General features: G+C 42.3%; 18 protein-coding genes, 1 tRNA gene and 5 pseudogenes. 5 read left to right on the top strand and 19 right to left on the bottom strand.

Going from position 1 to position 20463, the window contains the following annotated elements:
• Positions 1–4 precede the first annotated feature (4 nt).
• A complete protein-coding gene (gene agaF / locus AAC853_RS08065) occupies positions 5–439 on the top strand; it encodes a PTS galactosamine/N-acetylgalactosamine transporter subunit IIA (RefSeq protein ID WP_340614216.1) in 435 nt (144 codons plus the stop codon).
• 9 nt (positions 440–448) lie between these two features.
• Positions 449–1303: a tagatose bisphosphate family class II aldolase gene (locus AAC853_RS08070; RefSeq protein WP_338884991.1), complete on the top strand. Its 855-nt coding sequence runs from the start codon at positions 449–451 to the stop codon at positions 1301–1303.
• Between the two features lie 189 nt (positions 1304–1492).
• On the opposite strand, the gene AAC853_RS08075 is transcribed toward AAC853_RS08070, so the two are convergent.
• Positions 1493–2875: an MFS transporter gene (locus AAC853_RS08075; protein WP_340614217.1), complete on the bottom strand. Its 1383-nt coding sequence runs from the start codon at positions 2873–2875 to the stop codon at positions 1493–1495.
• 83 nt (positions 2876–2958) lie between these two features.
• Between AAC853_RS08075 and AAC853_RS08080 the strand changes: the two genes are divergently transcribed.
• Entirely contained in the window at positions 2959–3252 is a 294-nt protein-coding gene (locus AAC853_RS08080; protein ID WP_340614218.1) for a phage tail fiber protein, read from the top strand.
• A gap of 89 nt (positions 3253–3341) precedes the next feature.
• Here AAC853_RS08080 and AAC853_RS08085 read toward each other — a convergent pair whose 3' ends face one another.
• The 11 genes and pseudogenes from AAC853_RS08085 to AAC853_RS08135 all read right to left on the bottom strand — a co-directional run bounded on the left by AAC853_RS08085 (position 3342) and on the right by AAC853_RS08135 (position 10849).
• Positions 3342–4220, bottom strand: a complete 879-nt coding sequence (locus AAC853_RS08085) for a phage tail protein (protein WP_340614219.1) — start codon at positions 4218–4220, stop codon at positions 3342–3344.
• Between the two features lie 452 nt (positions 4221–4672).
• Positions 4673–4921, bottom strand: a pseudogene (locus tag AAC853_RS08090) (tyrosine-type recombinase/integrase); the annotation flags it as partial.
• A 293-nt stretch (positions 4922–5214) separates the two neighbouring features.
• Positions 5215–5427 carry a hypothetical protein gene (locus AAC853_RS08095; protein ID WP_340614220.1) on the bottom strand — a complete coding sequence of 71 codons (213 nt, stop codon included), beginning with the start codon at positions 5425–5427 and terminating at the stop codon, positions 5215–5217.
• A gap of 799 nt (positions 5428–6226) precedes the next feature.
• Positions 6227–6373 (bottom strand): annotated as a pseudogene (locus AAC853_RS08100) (ClpX C4-type zinc finger protein); the annotation flags it as partial.
• Positions 6374–6513: 140 nt separating this feature from the next.
• Positions 6514–7071 (bottom strand): hypothetical protein, encoded by a 558-nt coding sequence (locus tag AAC853_RS08105; RefSeq protein WP_340614221.1) that lies wholly within the window; start codon positions 7069–7071, stop codon positions 6514–6516.
• Between the two features lie 391 nt (positions 7072–7462).
• Positions 7463–8068, bottom strand: a complete 606-nt coding sequence (locus tag AAC853_RS08110) for a hypothetical protein (protein WP_340614222.1) — start codon at positions 8066–8068, stop codon at positions 7463–7465.
• Positions 8069–8079: 11 nt separating this feature from the next.
• Positions 8080–8796 carry a hypothetical protein gene (locus tag AAC853_RS08115; RefSeq protein ID WP_340614223.1) on the bottom strand — a complete coding sequence of 239 codons (717 nt, stop codon included), beginning with the start codon at positions 8794–8796 and terminating at the stop codon, positions 8080–8082.
• Between the two features lie 2 nt (positions 8797–8798).
• The gene (locus tag AAC853_RS08120) at positions 8799–8963 is read right to left on the bottom strand and encodes a hypothetical protein (protein ID WP_228860694.1); all 165 of its coding nucleotides are present in this window, start codon (positions 8961–8963) and stop codon (positions 8799–8801) included.
• Between the two features lie 432 nt (positions 8964–9395).
• On the bottom strand, positions 9396–9866 hold the full coding sequence (locus tag AAC853_RS08125) for a phage tail protein (protein WP_340614224.1): 471 nt from the start codon (positions 9864–9866) through the stop codon (positions 9396–9398).
• Between the two features lie 26 nt (positions 9867–9892).
• Positions 9893–10143, bottom strand: a pseudogene (locus tag AAC853_RS08130) (tail fiber protein); the annotation flags it as partial.
• 511 nt (positions 10144–10654) lie between these two features.
• Positions 10655–10849, bottom strand: coding sequence for a hypothetical protein (locus tag AAC853_RS08135; protein ID WP_340614226.1), 195 nt, complete (start codon positions 10847–10849; stop codon positions 10655–10657).
• 274 nt (positions 10850–11123) lie between these two features.
• Between AAC853_RS08135 and AAC853_RS08140 the strand changes: the two genes are divergently transcribed.
• The gene (locus AAC853_RS08140) at positions 11124–11630 is read left to right on the top strand and encodes a DUF7823 domain-containing protein (protein WP_340614227.1); all 507 of its coding nucleotides are present in this window, start codon (positions 11124–11126) and stop codon (positions 11628–11630) included.
• A 527-nt stretch (positions 11631–12157) separates the two neighbouring features.
• Here the strand turns inward: AAC853_RS08140 and AAC853_RS08145 are convergent.
• From AAC853_RS08145 to AAC853_RS08170, 6 genes and pseudogenes are all read right to left on the bottom strand, one after another.
• Complete coding sequence (locus AAC853_RS08145; protein WP_340614228.1) at positions 12158–12619, bottom strand: hypothetical protein; 462 nt, start codon at positions 12617–12619, stop codon at positions 12158–12160.
• A gap of 596 nt (positions 12620–13215) precedes the next feature.
• Positions 13216–14367: pseudogene (locus AAC853_RS08150) on the bottom strand (DNA primase family protein); the annotation flags it as partial.
• 6 nt (positions 14368–14373) lie between these two features.
• Positions 14374–15258 carry an IS982 family transposase gene (locus AAC853_RS08155; protein ID WP_340614229.1) on the bottom strand — a complete coding sequence of 295 codons (885 nt, stop codon included), beginning with the start codon at positions 15256–15258 and terminating at the stop codon, positions 14374–14376.
• 103 nt (positions 15259–15361) lie between these two features.
• The gene (locus tag AAC853_RS08160; RefSeq protein WP_340614230.1) at positions 15362–16324 is read right to left on the bottom strand and encodes an IS110 family RNA-guided transposase; all 963 of its coding nucleotides are present in this window, start codon (positions 16322–16324) and stop codon (positions 15362–15364) included.
• 244 nt (positions 16325–16568) lie between these two features.
• A pseudogene (locus tag AAC853_RS08165) lies at positions 16569–17546 on the bottom strand (tyrosine-type recombinase/integrase); the annotation flags it as partial.
• A 173-nt stretch (positions 17547–17719) separates the two neighbouring features.
• Positions 17720–17794, bottom strand: a tRNA-Arg gene (locus tag AAC853_RS08170).
• Between the two features lie 184 nt (positions 17795–17978).
• Between AAC853_RS08170 and mlaA the strand changes: the two genes are divergently transcribed.
• Complete coding sequence (mlaA, locus tag AAC853_RS08175) at positions 17979–18731, top strand: phospholipid-binding lipoprotein MlaA (RefSeq protein WP_340614231.1); 753 nt, start codon at positions 17979–17981, stop codon at positions 18729–18731.
• Positions 18732–18793: 62 nt separating this feature from the next.
• Here the strand turns inward: mlaA and fadL are convergent, their stop codons facing one another.
• Complete coding sequence (gene fadL / locus AAC853_RS08180) at positions 18794–20107, bottom strand: long-chain fatty acid transporter FadL (protein ID WP_340614232.1); 1314 nt, start codon at positions 20105–20107, stop codon at positions 18794–18796.
• Between the last annotated feature and the right edge of the window lie 356 nt (positions 20108–20463).

The raw sequence follows: 20463 nt of genomic DNA on the forward strand, positions 1-20463 counted from the left end.
GCAGATGTTAGGTGTAGTGATAACCGGACATGGCAGTTTTGCCAGTGGCCTGTTGCAGGCAGTAGAGCAGGTCATTGGCCCACAGGCGCAGTGTGTAGCCGTGGATTTTCCAGAAGGAATGTGTACTGAGACACTGAAAAAAGCACTGGCGGCTGCGTGCGGTCAATGTGATCAGGGGGATGGGCTGGTTTTTCTCACCGATTTACTCGGTGGTTCTCCATTCAGACAGTCTGCGCAACTGGCATTAAATCATCCTGCATATCAGGTTATTACCGGTACTAATATGCAGATGGTTGTGGAGATGATGCTTGAACGTGACGGTATAACAGCCTTTGAGTTCCGCGACATGGCACTGGAATGCGGACATCGTGGGCTGACCAGTCTGTGGCATGAGCAACAGCGTGAAAAACCGTCATCACAGGATATTGATGGTATCTGAGGAGGTCACATGTATCTGATTTCTAATCGAGAAATGCTAAAAAAAGCGCAACGGGGTGGATATGCTGTACCCGCTTTTAATGTCCATAACCTTGAAACGGTGCAGGTGGTGGTAGAAACCGCCGCCGCACTATCATCGCCGGTAATATTGGCGGGAACACCTGGCACTTTTACCTACGCAGGGCTGGAATATATGGTGTCTATCTGTCGTGAAGCGGCCTATATCAACCACCTGCCAGTGGCACTGCATCTGGATCACCATGAAGAGTATGATGATATCTGTCATAAAGTGCAGTCTGGTATTCGTTCTGTGATGATTGATGGTTCACATCTGCCTTTTGAGCAGAATATTGAGGCAGTATCCCGGGTGGTCCGATTTTGCCAGAATTATGATGTCAGCGTTGAGGCAGAATTAGGTCGACTTGGCGGGCAGGAGGATGACTTAGTCGTCGATAGCAAAGATAGCTTCTATACTGATCCTATAGCGGCGAAAGAGTATGTTGCTCGGACAGGTATTGATTCATTGGCGGTTGCGATAGGTTCAGCGCATGGCCTGTATCACGGGGAGCCGCACCTTGATTTTGGTCGCCTGGACGCCATCAGGCAGCAGGTTGATATTCCACTGGTACTGCATGGTGCATCGGGTATCCCTGAAGAGATGGTTCGGCGTGCGATTAATTTTGGGATCTGCAAGGTGAATGTGGCGACAGATCTGAAAATCGCTTTTGCTGACGCGGTCAAAGCCTATTTTGCTGAACACCCTGATGCAAACGATCCGCGCAAATATATCACACCGGGTAAAGAGGCAATGCGCAAGGTGGTCGAAACTAAAATCCGCATTTGCGGTAGTGCAGGAATGATGTAACCACAAATAGGATAGCCGCCCTCAATCTATCGGACAAAATTTTAATTAATCAACTCATTGGTTTTATCTATTTAATACCTGAACCTATGCCTAGAGCTTGTAATGCAAGTATAAGATCACCGATTGTTAAAACATTTTGCCATTGTTGGAAAACGTGTTCAGATAGATCAATAACCTGCTTATTGTCTTTTAGATTTTCCGAGTGATAGCAGTAAATGCGATGGCAATGATGCCAATGGCACTGACAATTGCAGTCAAGGTTAGTGTGTCAGAATATCCCATCGTTGCACCGATGACTCCTGCCCCAAGATAAATGAATGGGTGTGCACCACTGGTAACAAAAGTATCTACCGCGACAACTTTTCCAAGGTTTTTTTCTGGAGAAAGAATTTGTATCGCTGTTGCCCAGCCAGTAAGCCAAGATGCTTCAACAATTCCAACAAACATCGCCCCCAGAATGACCATCCAAACGAAGCCCCCCATGCTCAATAAAAGTATTGCTCTACAGAGAAAGCCACCACAGATCACAGCAAGTCGTATTAGGTGTTGATGACCAGCAGTAAGCACCGTGATAACAGACCCAATACATGCGCCAGCTCCCGAAGCTGCCAGACAAAACCCCCACATCGTATCACTGAACCGATCACTAATTGCGTATGGAGCAACGACCAAGAAAATAGGAAAGCACAACACATTCAAGATCAATGTCGCGATAAATCCGAGTAACAAAACAGAATTACTGGTAATGACTGTGATGCCATTCAATACTTCACGCATAGAAAATTTATCATCGAAGTCACGAGTTCCTATATCGGGTATCAGGGCAGTAAAAAGAGCTGCCGCGAAAAATGTAATACCATCAATCAATATTCCCCATGCTGGTTCCCACAATATGATCATAACTCCTACTGTGGCAGGGAAAACTACTGCCACAAAGTTATCGACAAAATTCATGGCGCCATTTCCGGCAACCAAGGCTTGCTTAGGTAACAAGTTTACAAGGAGAACTTGAGCGCATGGACGAGAAATACCAATGCCAATACCAAATATTAAATAAGCAAGAACTAATCCCCACCATGGGGCGTTTAATACAAGTAACATTGTTGCAGCAACTTGCGCCAACCCTCTGGCAATATCTGTCGCAATGAGAGTGTATTTTGGTGATTTTCTATCTGCTAACAAACCTCCAGTGACGGCTCCAATAACTGTCCCTAATCCGACTGCAGCCATGACGACGCCAAAAACCTCTCCATTAAGTTTGGCATGAATCAACGCAACAGGAAGGGCAGCTAAACAGACTGCATCACCAATCATCGACAAACCTTGACCAATCAGCAAGTTCCGGAATGATGGGGAGCGTAACGCCTCAGAATAAGGCGATGAGCGTTCAGCGAATGAAGTCATTGGTTTCTCTTTCATATAAGCATCATCGTAAGTTATAGACCAGTACCTATATAGGGCATAACAGACATCTGCAGAAATGTGTAATACTTCATCGATATTCCACTCACGCACGATATCAGCATCAGGATAGGAAAGGATATAGTGAAGGCCATTCAGCACCATGATCATTAGGAGCTTCCGGAAAGCGCGCCCGTAAAAATCCTGTAGATTTTGCAAATTAATAGCTTTTCCATACGATGAATTGGTAGCCAATGAGTGTTTTTGCTACTAGGGGGTCATTTCAAGACCAAAATGTAGAGCGTCTGTCTGAGGGAATGTATCTCATCAAAAACGTGCAGGGATTCAATACCGATGTAGCATGGGGCAGTGTTGATGGCGGTATCGAGATACCATTGTGTAAAAATAAATTGCTGCTGATTTGGGTTGATTATCGCGTGTTACCCAATGATGCCATTAAATTAATGACGTACCACAGTGAACACGCAGACGCTGATCTGATTATATTCCTGTGGGTCGATTTATTTCTGTCCGAGTCCAGATGTTGAAAGATCCGGTGTGGAATTTGAGGTAAGGGGTGAGTGATTCAGCGCCTTCATGATATGAAAACGCCCTCGTGGAGGAGGGCTCATAATTACTAAGCTGCTCTGACTATGTAGTTGAATGCTATATTGCGGGGACGGGTTTCATTTGCTGTTTTCGGAGAGTTATAGTAGGGATTATTCCATCCTGTGCTAGCCCTATAGGTTCTAAGTATCGAGTGTGCCGCAATATTACTATTCACAAGTTCTTTGTTATTTCCCACTGGCTTACCATCAGCGCGTAAATAAATTTTCGATTGTTGCATATCTTTCCATTGAGCGTTACTATTAATTTCCCCCACATAACCAAGAGCATCCGATATTACAGCATAGATATCACTTTCAATACTGCCATTTTCTACGCCTGCATACCCCATAGAAGTAGGCAGCGTTAAGGCGTGATCCTCGAAGGCAAAATCCTGAACACTAAGCAGGGAGCGACCAGGATCAATTTTACCGCTATTATCCCATCCACGGATAAATTCCCCTCTTAAATCAGGCAACACACCAGACGGATAAGCCAGAGCAAGTTTCGGATATCGTTCTTTATCAAATGAATCACCGTTGCATATCAGCCAGCCTTCAGGTGGGTTTTCTGTAGGCCAAGGGACAGGAACGCCAACGGGCAAGGCTAAATTTGCATTTTCATTTGCAACATTAGCAAGATTGGTTGCATTATTAGCATTTTGATTAGCTGTATTCGCTAAATCATACGCCGCTTTTACTGCTTTTGGTGTTGCTGCCATAGTCTCGCTATCGCTACCAGCATCATTGCTCAGGACAACAAAGCCTTTATCTTGCAGTGTTGCATCTGGATGATTGCGGCTTTGAGCGTGTTCCTCAATGGCATCTTTGACATATTCCGGCGTTGGAACGACAACAAGACCGTCATTTTCCAAGAATTGTGTTTCAGATTTTTTATCTTGAGTACTCATGTTTATTCCCTCATTTAATCAACAATACATTGCTAAGTAACATGAAGGCGGTGGGGGACTTCTCCGCCTGTGAACGTCAATAAAATTGGTTCATCAATACTGGAGAGTACATCTTGATTTTACTTCAATGGGTGAGATGCATGTTTTGATGGCAGAATGACATAAAATAACAGGTGTGGAATTAATTAAATTTATCAGGTAGCTGATGAAACTTAGTACAGTAAGATTAGGGTTTCCCGTCTTTAATTCAACACACTTCTGTTTGAAACAGATTCAGTGAGTTACTCTAGGAATCCTTTGAGGTTAAGGAATCATCAATCTTAGAGGTTAAAATACGAAAATTTTGTGGGTTATAATTTTCGTCAGCAAGGAGGTCCTCAATCTCACCCAGAAGCCTTCCTACCTATTAGCAGGTTGGTTGAAATCGATAGTGGTTTTACTAATCTAGGTGGTTACCACTTTACTCCCGATATCTTATCAATGTAGTCAGCGAACCATTGCATTATTTCGCGGCGTTGATCTAAATACTGTGCATGGTTATACACTCCTCTCGTTTTATTACCAACAACATGAGCTAGCTGTTTCTCGATCACATCATGATTAAATTCATGTTCATTCAGTAACTGGAGCAATTTAACAACCTGATTGGACATCGGGACTATGTATAATCGACGTTCTTTCATTAGGCCTGCAGGAATAGAACTTGATTATTAATTAATTGATTTTAAATAAAAATATTTGTTATATATTAAAATATATACAAATTTCTATACAACTTACATTATACTAAGGCATCTCACCAGCTTCATTGTATAGCTGATATGTTTGTAGCCGCGGTCTGGTATCTCCATACTCAATAAAACGAGGTCAGTACGTTAAACGTACCAACCTTGTGAAGAGGTTGCGACGTATTTCGTCGGAAGCTATTAAGCGATAGCACTGACAGCCAACTGATAGCCCTGCCAGTAAGAAGCCTTTCCCTAACAGTAATCACCTAACCTTTCTGTAATAACATCACCGATAGCGCCATCTCATCAAAGCCCACGACACACAAAGGATAACCACTGCGCTTATCGCTCTGTACCTGCATCGTAGCAACTGCCATCACTTTACCTATCTGACACTTGATACGTTTGGGAGAAACGGTAATCTTCCCTGTGACCGTGGCGACTATTGAAGGTGCATTCTTCTTCTGTTTTCGTGCCATGTTCCACCACCTGTAGATGGTTGGTTTTTCAACCATGATAATAATCAATAAGTTAAATCACTGCGAACGTAATACGTACTCAGTCACATTTAGTAACCCATAGCAGGACGGCTTAAACTCAAGCTCTCCTGCTATGGTGATTTCCGCCATAGTTGATTAACTCATTGATTTGTCCGCTGACCGTCAGATTGACCAAAAGCAATTGAAAAATATTTTTCACCTGATAGGCTCACCTCTTTAAGAGGTTTAGTTCGGACAATAAAGTTCGTCGGGCAAAATCTGAGCGTAACTATTAGTTACTCGCAACTATAACGATTTTCGTTATAGTTGATTAACCCTTTGATTTCCTTAATTTCCGCTCCTGTGCCTGAAATAAGTAAAATCAATAAGTTATAACAATATCTCACGTAACCAATTGATTATACTAAATTCCCTCTCCATGCAGTTTATCAGTAATATCAATTAGTTAGCTAAATACCGTCTATGAGAACAGTTTGATATCTGGGTTCGGTTTTACCAATACATTAGCTTTTACAGTGTATGATTGACTCAGATCGTTAAACTGAGTTTCAGCGGGAAGACCGCCCACCAGATAAAGCGAGCAATCGTTGCCATAGGGAATAACCTGTAACATATGTCGCTCAGTCAGCAGGGTTATAGCGGCGTTTATTTGCGCGTTATCAAGACCAGTTTGTTCTTGTAATAGCGCATGAGGACATACTACCGCCCGATCAAATGCCCCAGAGGAAGAGCCATAGATAAAGCGGTACAGGTCAGCGGCACTTTTATCTACTGTTTCCAGCTCTTTGACTTTTTTATGCTCTAACGAGATTTCCTGACACATATCGATACACTGATCACAAATATAAACACTCGGGCCAGCTACTAATACCGTGGCATCACTGTTTGATTTGCCACAAAAAGAACAATGTAGCTCTACTGCCATAACAACACCTTGATAGTTAATGGTTTCCACTATTCTAAAAGACAAGCGCAGAAGGTAAAAGGGATAGCTTAATTTTACGCTCTCTTATTGGTTGTGTGGTGTGTATGAACTGTTTCTTACTGGCAGGCATACTACCCTTATCACACCGTAGCGACCTCATCAAGGCTCAGCTCATACATGGCCTCATAGATAATCTCCTGCAACGCTGCCACAAATTCAGCATCGGTTGAGCTGAACGCCGTAGCCTTGAGCCGTGGGCCATGTTCGGGGGCAATCGCGATCAGTCGGGTGCGTATCCGGGCGTACTCTTCACCGACCTTGTTCACCATATCCCGCCAAGGCAAAACCTCACTAGATTTGATACTGTGTTCCAGTTTGACCAATTCTGCCAGATAGTGCTCTTTGATGGCTTTGGATTCTTCTATGGGGCGAACCTGAACACTACCATCGTGCAATTCGTCATAAACTGCCTTTGCACGCACCTCCAGAGACTCAGCCTCTGAGTAGCTGTCTTTCTTCGCGTTCTCTGCCCGGGGATCGGTGCTATCAATATATTGCCTGCGCCATGCGTCAGCCGCTTCGACATTAATGTACTTACCTACCCTCGGTGGAAAGGTTTCGTGTTTAGCCCAGTCGTAAATAGTCTGGCGAGTGACACCGGCATGTTCTGCATACTTTGAGATGCTCAGGGTTTTCATGGCTTGAGTACTCCGGCTGTTTTTATTAATTGCTGACGAAACAGAGCTTTCGTTTGCTCAGAACGAAGCCGAACCCTTGTGGCTAATTCCGCAACCATTGGACAACATGGGTTTGATTTTTGTGTCTGCGATAACATTGTAATGTCCTGTCTATTTATCATCGTTTTACTTCCTGAGTGCCGGAGCAAACTGTAAAGTGTCAAATGGAGCTTTACACTTGACACTGACTTGACACTTTTTTGTCAAGTGATCCCACGGTGGAGTGCGGGTTTGCGGGGGAAAAGTGTCAAATGTGTAAAACAAATTTCAAATCTCAAAACTAGTGAAATATCAGGGTGCGCAATGCCCCTTCAATATCAATTAGTTAGGAAGGACCCAGAAAGTTTTAGCCTCAATGTAGCCGCCTGAATGCCTGTCTCTGCCGTTCCCGTTCTTCATCAACCTTGCGCTTCTCCGCTTCCTCTTGCCGTTGACGCTCTGCAGTGCTCTCAGGTGAGTGAGGATTGTTACGGCGCATAACGTCACTCGTCCGTTGGATTAATGCCTGTATCTCGTCCTCTGTCATGGGTTCGATATAGCTTTCCAGCTTCTCACAAGCGGCTTTCAGTGAGGCATGATATCCATTCGCATCATTGGTTCTCAGACTGTAGTTGAAGGTTTCCAGATTCTTATCTTCCTCGTCTAGCAGCTCCCAGCCTGAACAGACTGCTTCCATCTTGCGTGTGGTGTATTGACTGAGGTGGCGATAACTCTCACTGAGCATGGTGATTGCGTGTTGGTGTGATGTGTGATTATCAATAAGGTGCAGTGCATAAACAGGATTGTTCTTGGCCTCCTGACTGCTGGCTATCCAGTGAGCATGACTGTGTGTGTCAGTGGTGTGTTCTTCCTGCTGCTCTGCATTCGGTGAGCGTCTTAACGCATAACGCCCGGTATAACCACGGGCACAGTTAGCATCAGGGCATAAATGACTAAAGCCGTATAAGTCAGACTTCATACTCCCCCCTGTCAGTAGGTGCCGTAATCCGCCTGTCTGATACCTGTTTTAGAATAGGCTGCACGTAATTTCTCAGCCGCTTTTGCGATGGCTTCCTGATATTCCTGATCGGCCTGCTTGCGAGCTTGCTCATTGTCTGCGGTGTTCGGGTTGCTTTCATTCATCATTTGCTGGGTTCTTTCTATCAGTGACTGTATTTCATCTTCCGTCATCGGCTCTTTCATCTTTTTCAGGGCATTGACAGCATGATGTTTTGCTTGGTTGTAGCCGTTAGCATCACCGTTATTAACCGCAAATGTCATGGCTTTGAAGGCTTTTTCTTCATCATCCAAAAACTCCCATGATGGATCATGCTCTTCCATATACTTACTGGTGAACTTTGACAGGGCTTCCGGTTCGTTCCGTAACTTAGCCTTAATCTTATTTGAATGCAGGTCGGTTTCACGTAACAACTTAACCGCCAGTACCGGGCTGTTTTTGGCTTCTTCCGATACAGCGACATTGTGCCCTCTGCTGTGCTTTTTGATAGGTTCAGGCTGGTTGTTTTGCTCAGTGATGAGATCTGTAGCGAGTTCCTGTGCCGGTTCCGTGGTGTAGTGCCCCGAATCATCATCAGCCCGTGCTGACAATTGACTAAAGTTGTATTGTGGGTCTTTGTTCTGTTTGCGAGCTGCTTTACGTTTGAAGCGGCCTAACCCCAATATTTCGGACATGCTGTAATTTGCCATTGTTATTTTCCTGTCTGTAATAAAGCCTTGTCGACCAGCTTGCGAGCCACTTCGTGAAGCGTGGGTTTAATACCCAGTTCTGAACGGCTGTACTCGTCCTGCTGTATCTGGCGTAGGGCGTCCATCTGCTGACGAGTCAGTAAGATGGCCTTGTTATCGATTTTCATACTTACACCTCAATCGCTGATAATTTATATAGTCATATTGTTTCAATATATGCAACAAATAAAATTAATGATGCAAATTATGAAATAATAAAATTCGCTGTAAATTAACGACAGCAGGAAGCGGGCAATATCATGAGATACCGCCGTTTGATGAGGTTTGATGAAAGGAGGCTGGGGAGTGAGTAATCAATATAGGGCTAATTATTCACAAGGTAAAGCCTTTGCTCTGACACTGGAAGCATGAGAACAGGATACTGACAAATCTTTGCGTTTTGGTGTGTTATGAGTATGTTTTACCGGAACATGCGATATTAACAGAAAGTATTAGTTAAATGTCCATGTCCAGATGCCGGGGGATCGGTAAGGAAAGCCGAAGCATGGCGATAAACCCGCAGAAAAGTGCGGGTTGGTATGAGTTATATATGCATCGCCTTAAGCAGCTTTTACTATGTATAAAAATGCGATATAGCGAGGGTGTGTTTCAGTTCCACCAGTACTGCTGGTCGTGCCGTTATAATACAGAAATGTGTTATTGTCATGATCCGTGCTACCTGAACCCAGAGAGTTGTTATACCCATCAGGTTGCCACTCCCAGTTTGTAGCACCGTCAATAGAACCCTTGTTTTCGCTATAATATCGATCACGATAATCATGTGTGTGTGATTGGATTTGGCTTGGCTTTGCGGATAAAACATTAATAGTTGGATCAATTCCACGTCCTGCGTCTGCACCGCGAATAAACTCAGCTCTTAAATCAGGTAATTTTCCAGATGGATAAGCAATAGCAAGTTTTGGATATTTTTCCTTATCAAACGAATCGCCGTTGCAAATAAGCCAGCCTTCAGGTGGGTTCTCCGTTGGCCACGGAACAGGAACGCCAACAGGCAGACTGGAACCATCCATATGCGCATTAGTGGCATTTTATTCGCTGTATTAGCTAAGTCATATGCTACTTTCACTGCCTTTGGCGTTGCCGCCATTGTTTCACTATCACTACCCACATCGTTGCTCAGGACAACAAACCCTTTATCTTGCAGTGTTGCATCTGGGTGATTGCGACTCGCACGTGCTCTGCAATAGCTTCTTTGATTGACTCTTTGACATATTCTGGCGTGGTAACAGTAACCAGATTACTATCTTCTGAAACGGATACATCAGATTTCTTATCTTGCATCTTCATTCCCTCATCTAATCAAAAATACACATTGCTAAATAACATGAAGGCGGTGGGAGACTTCTCCGCCGGTGAACATCAATAAACGGGTTCATCAATACGGGAAAGTACGGCTTGACTACTATTTGATAGGCCGCATGTTTTGTTGGCAGGATGACATAAAATGACAGGCGGGGAATTAATAAAAATCGCCTCACTGTTGATGAAAATTAATACCTCAGAGGACTTAAGAGGATTATTAAATCATCAATAAAGAAGTTCCCATAACGGAATAAATTCAAGTGGTTAGAGCGGGTCGATCAACGCCTATGTCGTAGTTAAATCAATGTATTAAGTGTGATTTTATATGTTTCGATCAACATACTGTTCGGGATTAGAAACATCCCTTCATACTATATAAATCAGTTGGTTAATCTGGTTTTCAGCGGAAAAGAGATCACCCTATGAAAGATGAATTCGAATGGTGTGATGAATTCGATGGATTTTAATTCCCCCGAATTCGAAGGAATCTAATAGTCTACTTTTTATTTTCGCCTTTTTTCAATTTAAGCCCAAGGAGAACAAGCCCAATAGCCAATAAGCTTTCGACAGCACCCAGTAAAAAATCATCATATTGAATAAATCTAATACCCGCCATAAAAAGTAATATCACACCGGCAAGAATGAATTTAAATGACTTTTGTTTGAGTGGGTTTTTATCGTTCTGTTGCATAAAAATCCTTTTATATTAAATAGTAAAATCTAGCATGAGTATCACATGTTCGGTCATTCCGAACAACTCAACCTGTCGGCGAAACCGACTAGTTCAAATCCCGATATGGGAATTCCCATAATGGAACAATGGATACTCAGTGTTCAATAACTTCAAATTATAAGCCGGGCTATAGTCGCAATCCGATTGAGATTAAAATTTGAACTCAGTAAGGTTTCTGGTGCGTTAACAGCAGGATGAAATGACCTTTAACGAATAATAAAGTGAGGTGTTTATGTCTGACGTTAATAGGCTGGATAATGTATCAGAAATAAAAAATATGCTGACCATTGATATTATTTTGGGAATGGCTCGATGGAGTCCAGATACTGACGAATGGGCGCACTGGTGGGGTCATCAAGATGATACAGATTCAAATGGCAGTGCAACATCTTTTGGATCTTTAATTGTAATAGAGAACAATACATCTATTGATGCTGTGAAAACTCAAGAGTTTGATTGGTCAGAATTTTCACCTAAATTGGACAATACATCTGCAATTACATGGATTACATCTTCTTATGATGGATATTTTCAGAAGGTATTCGATTTATTCCAAAATCAGACCCTTTTTGTAACGGTTGATGGAGTAACTTATAATCTTGGTAATAATACTAATGAGCCAGGGAATCCGCCGAAAAACGTTGTGATTGGCTTATATACTAGCCCTGGAGCATATGAATTAGGAACTGTACTGAAACAGACAGGTGTAACCAAGCGCCTGTATATCAACTGGAAATAATACATCCAAACTCACACCCTGAATTCAAGGCTGCGATTATGCGGCCTTTTTCACGTAAAACCACCTTTAACTCACTGATATCTATTATCTCCTGCATGATGCAGGTTTAGTGCTATGTCACGCTTCCGTTTGAAACTGAGGCATGGAAATAAACTCAGAGGCTACCTTCTTTAAGAGGGTTGGTTAAAAATAGCTCAGTACGCTTAATATACCTACCTGCTACCTTTATTGTTTATTCTGGCTTTCAGGAGCAGCCAAATTTCAGGGGAGTAAAGGACTACTATCAGAACTGACAATAACAGCATGAATTTGAACTCTAGACTGAATCCACCAATGAAAGTAAGCAGCGCAAACATGGTTGCTGAAGATACCTTTTATCATCCAGATAAGCGCACGTTTAATCCATTGCAGAAACATCAATATTATCCTTGTTCGCTGTGGTAGTCAGATTATATGCAATACATACTTGGTACTGGCGCACTTTTATCTCCAACTGCTGAAATATTTCTCTGGTTGTCTTGTGGCGATTATTTGTCCGGATAAGCAAGCTTATTGCAATTAGATTCGTTATAGCTCTGAAGCAAAAGTTTACGCGATTCGCTATCTGTTCGTAAATTTCCCGCTTCATCTCGAAAAATAGTAGCTTTATTTACTTGATTAAGTGTTGTGTACATCATTCCTAGCGAAAATTCCGGAGAAGATGAAAAAAGAGTGGTTAACAATACCGTCGGAATCTTTGATCCAAATTCTTCAGGTATGTTTCCATTAGGAAGTTGATGGGATTTTATTTCTTTAATGAGTGGAATACCTAAATTTGTTCCTTTATTGATCAATACCTTGAATTCATCATCTTTTTGTAGCCACTCTGCGTAGAATGCACAATTAAAAATATTAACGAGCGCTTTACTTCTGCTGGACAAATTTTCATTTGAAGCTAATAGCGACGTACTGAAAGTAATAGTGAATAGAAATATCAAAATGTTTTTCATCATTTACTCTTTAATCGATGGTAATAATTAAAGGTTACGCTAACTTGAGGTAAAAGTGGAACAATAACTGCAGTCCTATTTTTTTGATATCTCTAAAATTACAAATTTACTGTTATATTTTAGATGGGTATTGTTTTATCTCTATTGTCGGTTTTCGACAGCGTCACCTATAAACAAACTCTTTCATGTGTCTCTGAATCCTTTTGCCTGCCAAGAAAGAAAGTTTTTCTTCTGGTAGGTGCTTTGCTTTAAGTCCGACAATGAAAACGGCAAACCGACAACGTACCGACAAGCATTTGATATTTTAATATATTGATTTATAAAATATTTGTATAACCATTGTCGATTTATCAGTGTTGTCGGTCAGTTTTACACGTATAGAGAATTTACTTTTCGTGGGCGTTTTAATGTTTATAAAAAAATGTCTCGGGGTTATCTACCTTATCTACCCACTCACTCTATCCCATGCGGCACAAGGCTTTGAGTGGGTAGATGACTGACTTTTGACTGCCTACCCGTTGTCTACCTGTCTCGACCTCATCTACCTACTTTTTTCTTTCCTTTGGGTAGACAAGGTAGATAACCAAACGCTATTTTTAGATAAACTCGTCCGCTTTATCGGTCAGTTGCACATTAGTTTGTCGTCTGCCCTTGATGGTTCGTGTCAGATATTCGGTTTTGTACTCCTTTGCCGCTTCTTTAACTGCTTTGCCAAACTCAGTTACGCTCAGTGGACGTCCCAGCCCTTGATATTCCATAAATGAGAGGTAAAGGTGATAAAGGTATCTTTTTGGCTGGCGCTCTTCTTCGGTTTTACGTCCACCACCCATTTCTAACCCTCGCGGCTCTCCCATAAAAGCCAGTGCCGCACACAAATCTAAAACAGGGTTGGATGCCCGTTTAACCTCCAATGCTTCATCACTATCACGCGGCTCAAGTAATAACACTTTAGCCTGTTCTGGGTCGTCAAATGTCGCCAATAGCCGTCTGACAATAACCGGAATTTCATGGGCTATTTTCTTTGACAAGTGCGGGTCTTTATCTTCTTCTTTCACTTTATTGTTAAACTGGTAAATGACACGCCGACGAGCCACGCCACCCGCACGTTCAGTAAATATCATCGGGGTATTGTTAGTAGCGACAACCACTGCCCGTATGATTGTTGTGTATTGCTGTTCATGCTTGGGATCAATCTCTATGGCATCACCGCCCGTAATCGCTTTTATGCCCGTACCTTCCCCTGTGTATTTGGGTTGATCGGGTAGCGTTATCATGCTCTTACCCACAAATTGCGCTCGTCCTCGTGCCGTGTCCAAAGCCACCATATTGCCACTGGCTGTATTGTGCTGGCCTGCTAATAACGTTGCTATCTGAGTAAAGACGCTTTTACCGCTGCCTCCTTCACCCGTAATTTCTAAAAATAGCTGCCAGTCATAACGGTTCGCCAGCACCATATATAACGCTGCAAATATTCGCTTCATCTTGTTCGGATCTCGGTCAGCAGCGTGGCTTATCCATTTATGGAAATTAGGCACTCCATCTCGCAAATTCTCATCCGGTTTTGCTGGGATATACTCAATACCATTGTGATTTAATAACCAATTTTCAGGTCTGTGAGGTGAGAAGACTTTTGTTTCAATATCAAAGACACCATTCGCAAAGGGGATCATGCTCTGACATGGCTCACCCATGACAGGCGCAACAATCTTTAATGCTTCCACCACATTATTGAGTGCGCGCTTACTAAAATTACCTCAGCTTCGTTTAAAAATAGCGATATCATTATCCCGTAAATTCAAGCTCGGTTTTTTAGGTTGGAATGTATAAGCAATGAGACCTGCGGCGATTTCCAGCAGAAAACCGAGCTGACTACGATGTCTTGAATGCTCTATCTGAGAAATATTTTTGAGCTGATCAATGACCGTTTCTATCAAAAATCGTCTTCTTAACATCAACCTATCCCAGAGCGATAACGCTTTGGCTTTCATGTTGCTACGGACATTCGTAATTAACGTAACGCCTTCCGCTTCCAGCTCATCGCATAAAGCCTGTGATAAATACCCTTTATCGCCATATAAACATCCCGTTAACCCTCTTGCCAATGCTTTGACAGGGTGACGATCATCCTTATTTCCTGCGGTTAATTTTACGGCCAAAAGTTCACCGCAATCATTGATAACCAGATGAAGTTTAAAACCATAGAACCCGCCTGTACTGGTTTTTCCTCGTTGTGCCATTCCCTCAAATACGCGATGACGGGGGATCCGAAGATGGTGACAAATGGCAATTTTGGTGGAATCAATAAAAGCGATCCCTTGAGTTTTCGCTTTACGTGACGAAAGAAAAGCGCATAAAGGAATCAGTGCCCTTTTCTTCAGGGTGAGGATACGGGTATAGCTGACTAATCCGGGAAAATATGCGGTAAGATATTGTTTTACATATTTATTATAAAACGTTTTAAAATCACGATAATGGCTCATATGAAATAAAATAAGGATCATCATGACTTCGCTAAGCGAAAGGGAAGCTTCGCGGTGCCGTTGACGTAATCCGTTTTCAATGAGCTGTTGATGCCAGAGAGGAATAAATTTTTGGCAAAAGTCATCGACGCAGCAGTAAAGTTCTTCTAAATTAGACATGCCTGAGGATCTCCACGATTTTGTTTTATTTAGCAAAAACTTTGATCGTGCCTCAGGCACTTTAGTTCCCTTCTTAAGCGAAGCTCAGATACCGTCTCCGTCATTAAGCTGCAAGTGGTATTTCTGCGTTAAATAATGTGCCTGATTTCATCACGCCATAGGCCAATCGTAAGAGTTTACGCATCACTGCACAAACACCGACTTTCCCCCCTTTATGGCGTGCTGTCAGCTGTTCCCACTGCTTTTTCACTACTTTATTGCAACTGATCGCTGCCAGTGCAGGCATATAAAGTGCTTTTCGCAGCTCGGCACTTCCCTGCTTCGAGAGATGAGCCCGCCCTTTTAGTTGTCCTGATTCATGTAATTTAGGATTAAGCCCAGCGTAAGCCACCACTTGCCCACTATGATGAAACCGTGAACCATCACCAATATAAGCCAGCAGTGTTGCGCTCAACCGTTCGCCAATACCGGGAATACTTTCCAGTAATCCCTTATTTTTCTTCAGCGAAGGCGAGTCATCAATGTGCTTTTTTATTTTCAATTCGGTGTCTTTGAGCTCTTGCTTTAGCAGGGTGATTATCTTTGCATGAGAATCACAAACAACTTCATCCGCCACGGAGAGGCGATTCTTTTCCGTCAAAAGCATTTCATTCAGCTTATTGCGATGGCGGACTAAAGCCAGTAATTGGCGTTCACAAAGCGGCGCGGGCTGCCATGCCGGTGGATGCTGACTGGCGCAATAACGTGCTATTAGTTTGGCGTCAATTTTATCGGTTTTATTGCGGAGTAATTCCGCTTTACCAAAGGCATGGATTTGTACCGGATTGACAACACTGATAAGAAGCCCCTTATCCGAAAGATAAAGTGCGAGCGGATCCCCATAAATCCCGGTTGCTTCCATGCAAAAATGGTAATTTGAGGCGGGTTTAAGCCAATTAATGAAGGCATCGAATCCCTTAAGGTCATTTGGAAAATGCTTCATTTTGTAATGCTTTTTGCTTGCCCAAACGGCGACATCAAATTTGTGTTTGGCGATATCAATACCGACTACGATGTTATCAGACATAAGGTTATCCTCTTTGTCAGAGACACAGGAGATATCGCCATGATTAGACTTATAAAATAGATGCTCGAGGCACAAGATACCGTTCAATCTTAAAGGCGATAAAGAAGAGGCTGTTGTGGTTTACTCTGAGTTACGAACTCCATTGAATGACCCATTTCAGGTTCAGGTTAATAATAACAAACTCACAACAGCATCCCTGATGATCAGTCAGGGGATTATCGCTCTGTAAAAGTGATAATCAAGATATAAGGTTAATTAATAAATTTAATGCCATTTCACTCATAGGCTTATTTGCATCATTCCTGCCCTGAAAAACATATTTTCCTTGTCTTGTGATTGGTTTTATTTGTTCTAATATATCAATAGCCTGACTTGATAATAGAACAATATGAGGACGGCGCATTTTCATTTTTTCAGCAGGTATTTCCCATTGAGCTTTATCAAAATCAATTTCTGACCATTCAGCTTTACGCAATTCACCGGGACGGGCACCAATTATCATTTGTAATCGCATCCCCATTTTTACAATAAAACTTCCTGTATAGGCATTTAAGGATTTATAGAACTCAGGGATTTCATCAACAGTTAAAAATGAATAATGTTCTTTTTTATGTGGAGCAAAGGCAGACACTAAATCAGGTGCGGGATTATACTCAGCTCTTCCTGTTACTATTGCATATCGCCATACTTCCCCACAGCGTTGACGCACTTTTCTGAGCTTCTCAGTCCCCCCCCCCCCCCCCCGATCATTCATTCGTGATAAAACAGACATAAGCTCCATTGGCTTAATTTCAGCGATAGGTCTATTGCCTATATAGGGGAAAACATCGTTTTCAAATGTTTCCATCATTTCTTTGGCATAAGAAGCTGACCACCTATCTACACGTTTCTCATACCATTCACGAGTTATGTTTTTGAAGGTATTTTCTATCAGGTTTGCTGCGGATATCTTTTTAGTTTTTCTTACTTCACTTGGATTAATCCCATTAGCAACTAATTTCCTTGCTTCGTCACGTTTGATTCTGGCCTCGGTGAGCGTTACTACCGGATAAACACCTAACGAGATCATTTTAGTTTTACCCGCGAATTGATAACGGTATCGCCAGCCTTTAGAACCATTGGTATCAATTAACAAAGATAGCCCGTTGCCATCCGCCAATGTATAGGCTTTTTCCTTTGGTTTGGCTCGCTTGATTGCTAAGTCTGTCAGCTTATAACCCACCCAATATTGTATTGTATAGAAGAAATGTATAGGGAATTTCTATACAAAAAACTATACAACAAATTGTAGAGATTTAGGAAGACGGTTGTAGACTTCGAGAGATTAGAGTTTCTCGCTATAGCTTGATTTTTATGGGGTTTGGAGGCTTTGGTAGACGTTGAGAGAGGTTTGTTTGGCGTCCCCTGCAGGAATCGAACCTGCAACTAGCCCTTAGGAGGGGCTCGTTATATCCATTTAACTAAGGGGACAGCGGAACGCAGTATACCTGTTTTTCTTGTCAGAGATAAGGTATAACGAACTGTTTGCCTATATAATCACCACTCTTTTTGATTACCATTAATGAAAGATAGGCAGTATATTTTACATATTGGGTGCAATAGCTGGTATACAGCACGATAATTGATATCTAAAAATAATTATATGGAGAACTGTATGAAGTATCGTCTGAGCGGAGTTGCTCTTACAGCCGTCTTGCTTGTGGGATGTGCCAGTTCATCGAATACGATGGAGCAGGGGCGTTCTGATCCGCTGGAAGGGTTTAACCGTACTATGTTCAACTTTAATTATGATGTTCTCGACCCATATGTACTGCGTCCTGTTGCTGTAGCCTGGCGTAATTATGTGCCGATGCCTGCACGAAACGGCATTGGTAATTTTATGAGCAACCTTGAAGAGCCTGCCAGTATGGTGAACAGTTTCTTACGTGGTGATGTTCGTGAAGGTGCAAAACATTTCAACCGTTTCTTTTTGAATACTTTGTTGGGAATGGGAGGACTTATTGATGTGGCTTCCATGGCTAATCCCAAACTAGCAAAAGAAGATCCGATGCGTTTTGGTAGCACATTGGGATACTATAATGTGGGGTATGGCCCATATGTTGTTCTGCCCGGTTACGGCAGTTTTACATTGCGTGATGAGGGCGGTAACCTTGCGGATATGACTTACCCTGTATTGAGTTATCTTACGGGATGGGTGTCGGTAGGCACGTGGATTTTCCAAGGTATAGAAACCCGCGCTCGCTTGCTGGATTCTGACGGCCTGTTAAAAAATTCTTCAGATCCTTATTTGATGGTGCGCGATGCTTACTTCCAACGCCACGATTTTATGGCCAATGGAGGTAAGTTGGAGCCAGAAAAAAATCCTAATGCGGCAAGCATTCAAGATGAATTGGATTCCATAGATTAGTTCGTACTTATAATCAAAAAAGGATAGCATCTGCTATCCTTTTTTGGGATTACAGCATGTAGTTAGAACGAATAGTTAAAGTTTATACCATACAACCATGCAGTTCCTTTGGAATCGAACTCATATGGTGTATTGTAAGGGGATTGAGTATTATCTTGCAGTTTTTCGCTAACATGGACTTTCTTACCGTGCATATAGGAAACGCCAACATCCACGGAAGCATCTTTGTTGAATGCGTAAGTGGTTCCTAAGCTAAACCAAAAACGATCTTGATCCGGAATGGAGATAGAACGATTTTTGGCGGGGACAGGGCTTTCATCAAAGGCGATACCGGTACGGAATGTCCAGTTATCGTCATAATAGTAAGTTGTACCTAGCGAGATACGGTAAGCATCGCGGAAACCTTCGTGTTTGTGGAATAAGGTGTCGCCGGTATTTTTGCTTTTACCACGTAATTCTTTAAATTCACTCCAGCCTGTGTACAAAAGGCTATAGTGAATTGCCCACTGTGGTGCAACACGGTTATAGCCAGAGAGTTCCCACATATCAGGTAAGTTCAGGTCCAGAGTACCTTTAATGGTATTGCCACCAAGACCAGGGATAAACTTGTTAGGGGGGATTTCATTGCTATAATCCCCATTTTTGAACTTAACTTTGACCTTAGAGCGATATGTTAGGCTATAGCGGTTGTTTTCATCATACTGATAGAGTAATCCTGCATTCCAGCCATAGCCCCAATCTTTGCCTTTCAATTTGGCAGCTTCAGTACTTGCTGGGATATTATGTCCTGTCATGCGGGATATCCCAGAACTTATATCACCCAGATGACGAATAATTTTAGCATCGGCATAAACGGCATTGACACCTAAGCCAAAACTGAATTGATCATTAAACTTATAAGCACCACTTAAGTTTAGGTTCATGGTCTTAAGCGACGTTTTACCACCAATTGGGCCAGCAGGATAGTTATTGCTAAAATCAGTAGACAAGCCGAAGTTAGACGTTGCAGATGCGCCAACAAACCATTGATCATTGATTGGGGTAATAAAATGTAGGTTTGGGATCCATGCATGTGGTGCAATATTTTTAGCATTAGTGCTGTTTTTGGTGATGGGAGAATTCCCGGTGATATCAACATCTGGGTTGACATACACTAAACCACCAGAAAATGATGGGCGATCAAATAAGGTCATGGCCGCAGGGTTACGACTGCCTACGGAAGCGTTATCTGCAACGGCACCTGCCCCAGAAAATGCACGGCCTAGTCCTGATGATGAATATTCATTCAATTGAAAACCAGCAGCACTCGCGTTGGATGAGAGGATTGCAACCGCCACTGCTAACGCTGAACGTGTAAATAGGTTTTTCTGGTCCATAACCAAAACCTCATTGTCTAATTATTATTAACATGCCACTCAAGTAGCTGAGAGCGCGGGATTGTAGAGTCGATTTGTCACCATGACAATAATGACAAATCAGACCAGTGCACGAAGTATAGGCTTGATAATAGAATATGTTGCAAGAATGTTTTCTAAATATAACTAAAATGATTCTCAAATTGGGACTTGCTTAACAAAAAATAGACAACTTACGTTAATGAAGTGTAAACGGGTTTTTGTTGACGTGGTCAGATCAATAAATAGTGAGATAAATGGCGTCAAACAGCGCAAATGCTGGTTATCGGCAGTCAGGAAAACGTAGAATTATCAGTAAGTTTTTTAGCCGGAGAAAT

This window comes from Xenorhabdus thailandensis, from assembly GCF_037996785.1.
Classification (GTDB): domain Bacteria; phylum Pseudomonadota; class Gammaproteobacteria; order Enterobacterales; family Enterobacteriaceae; genus Xenorhabdus; species Xenorhabdus griffiniae.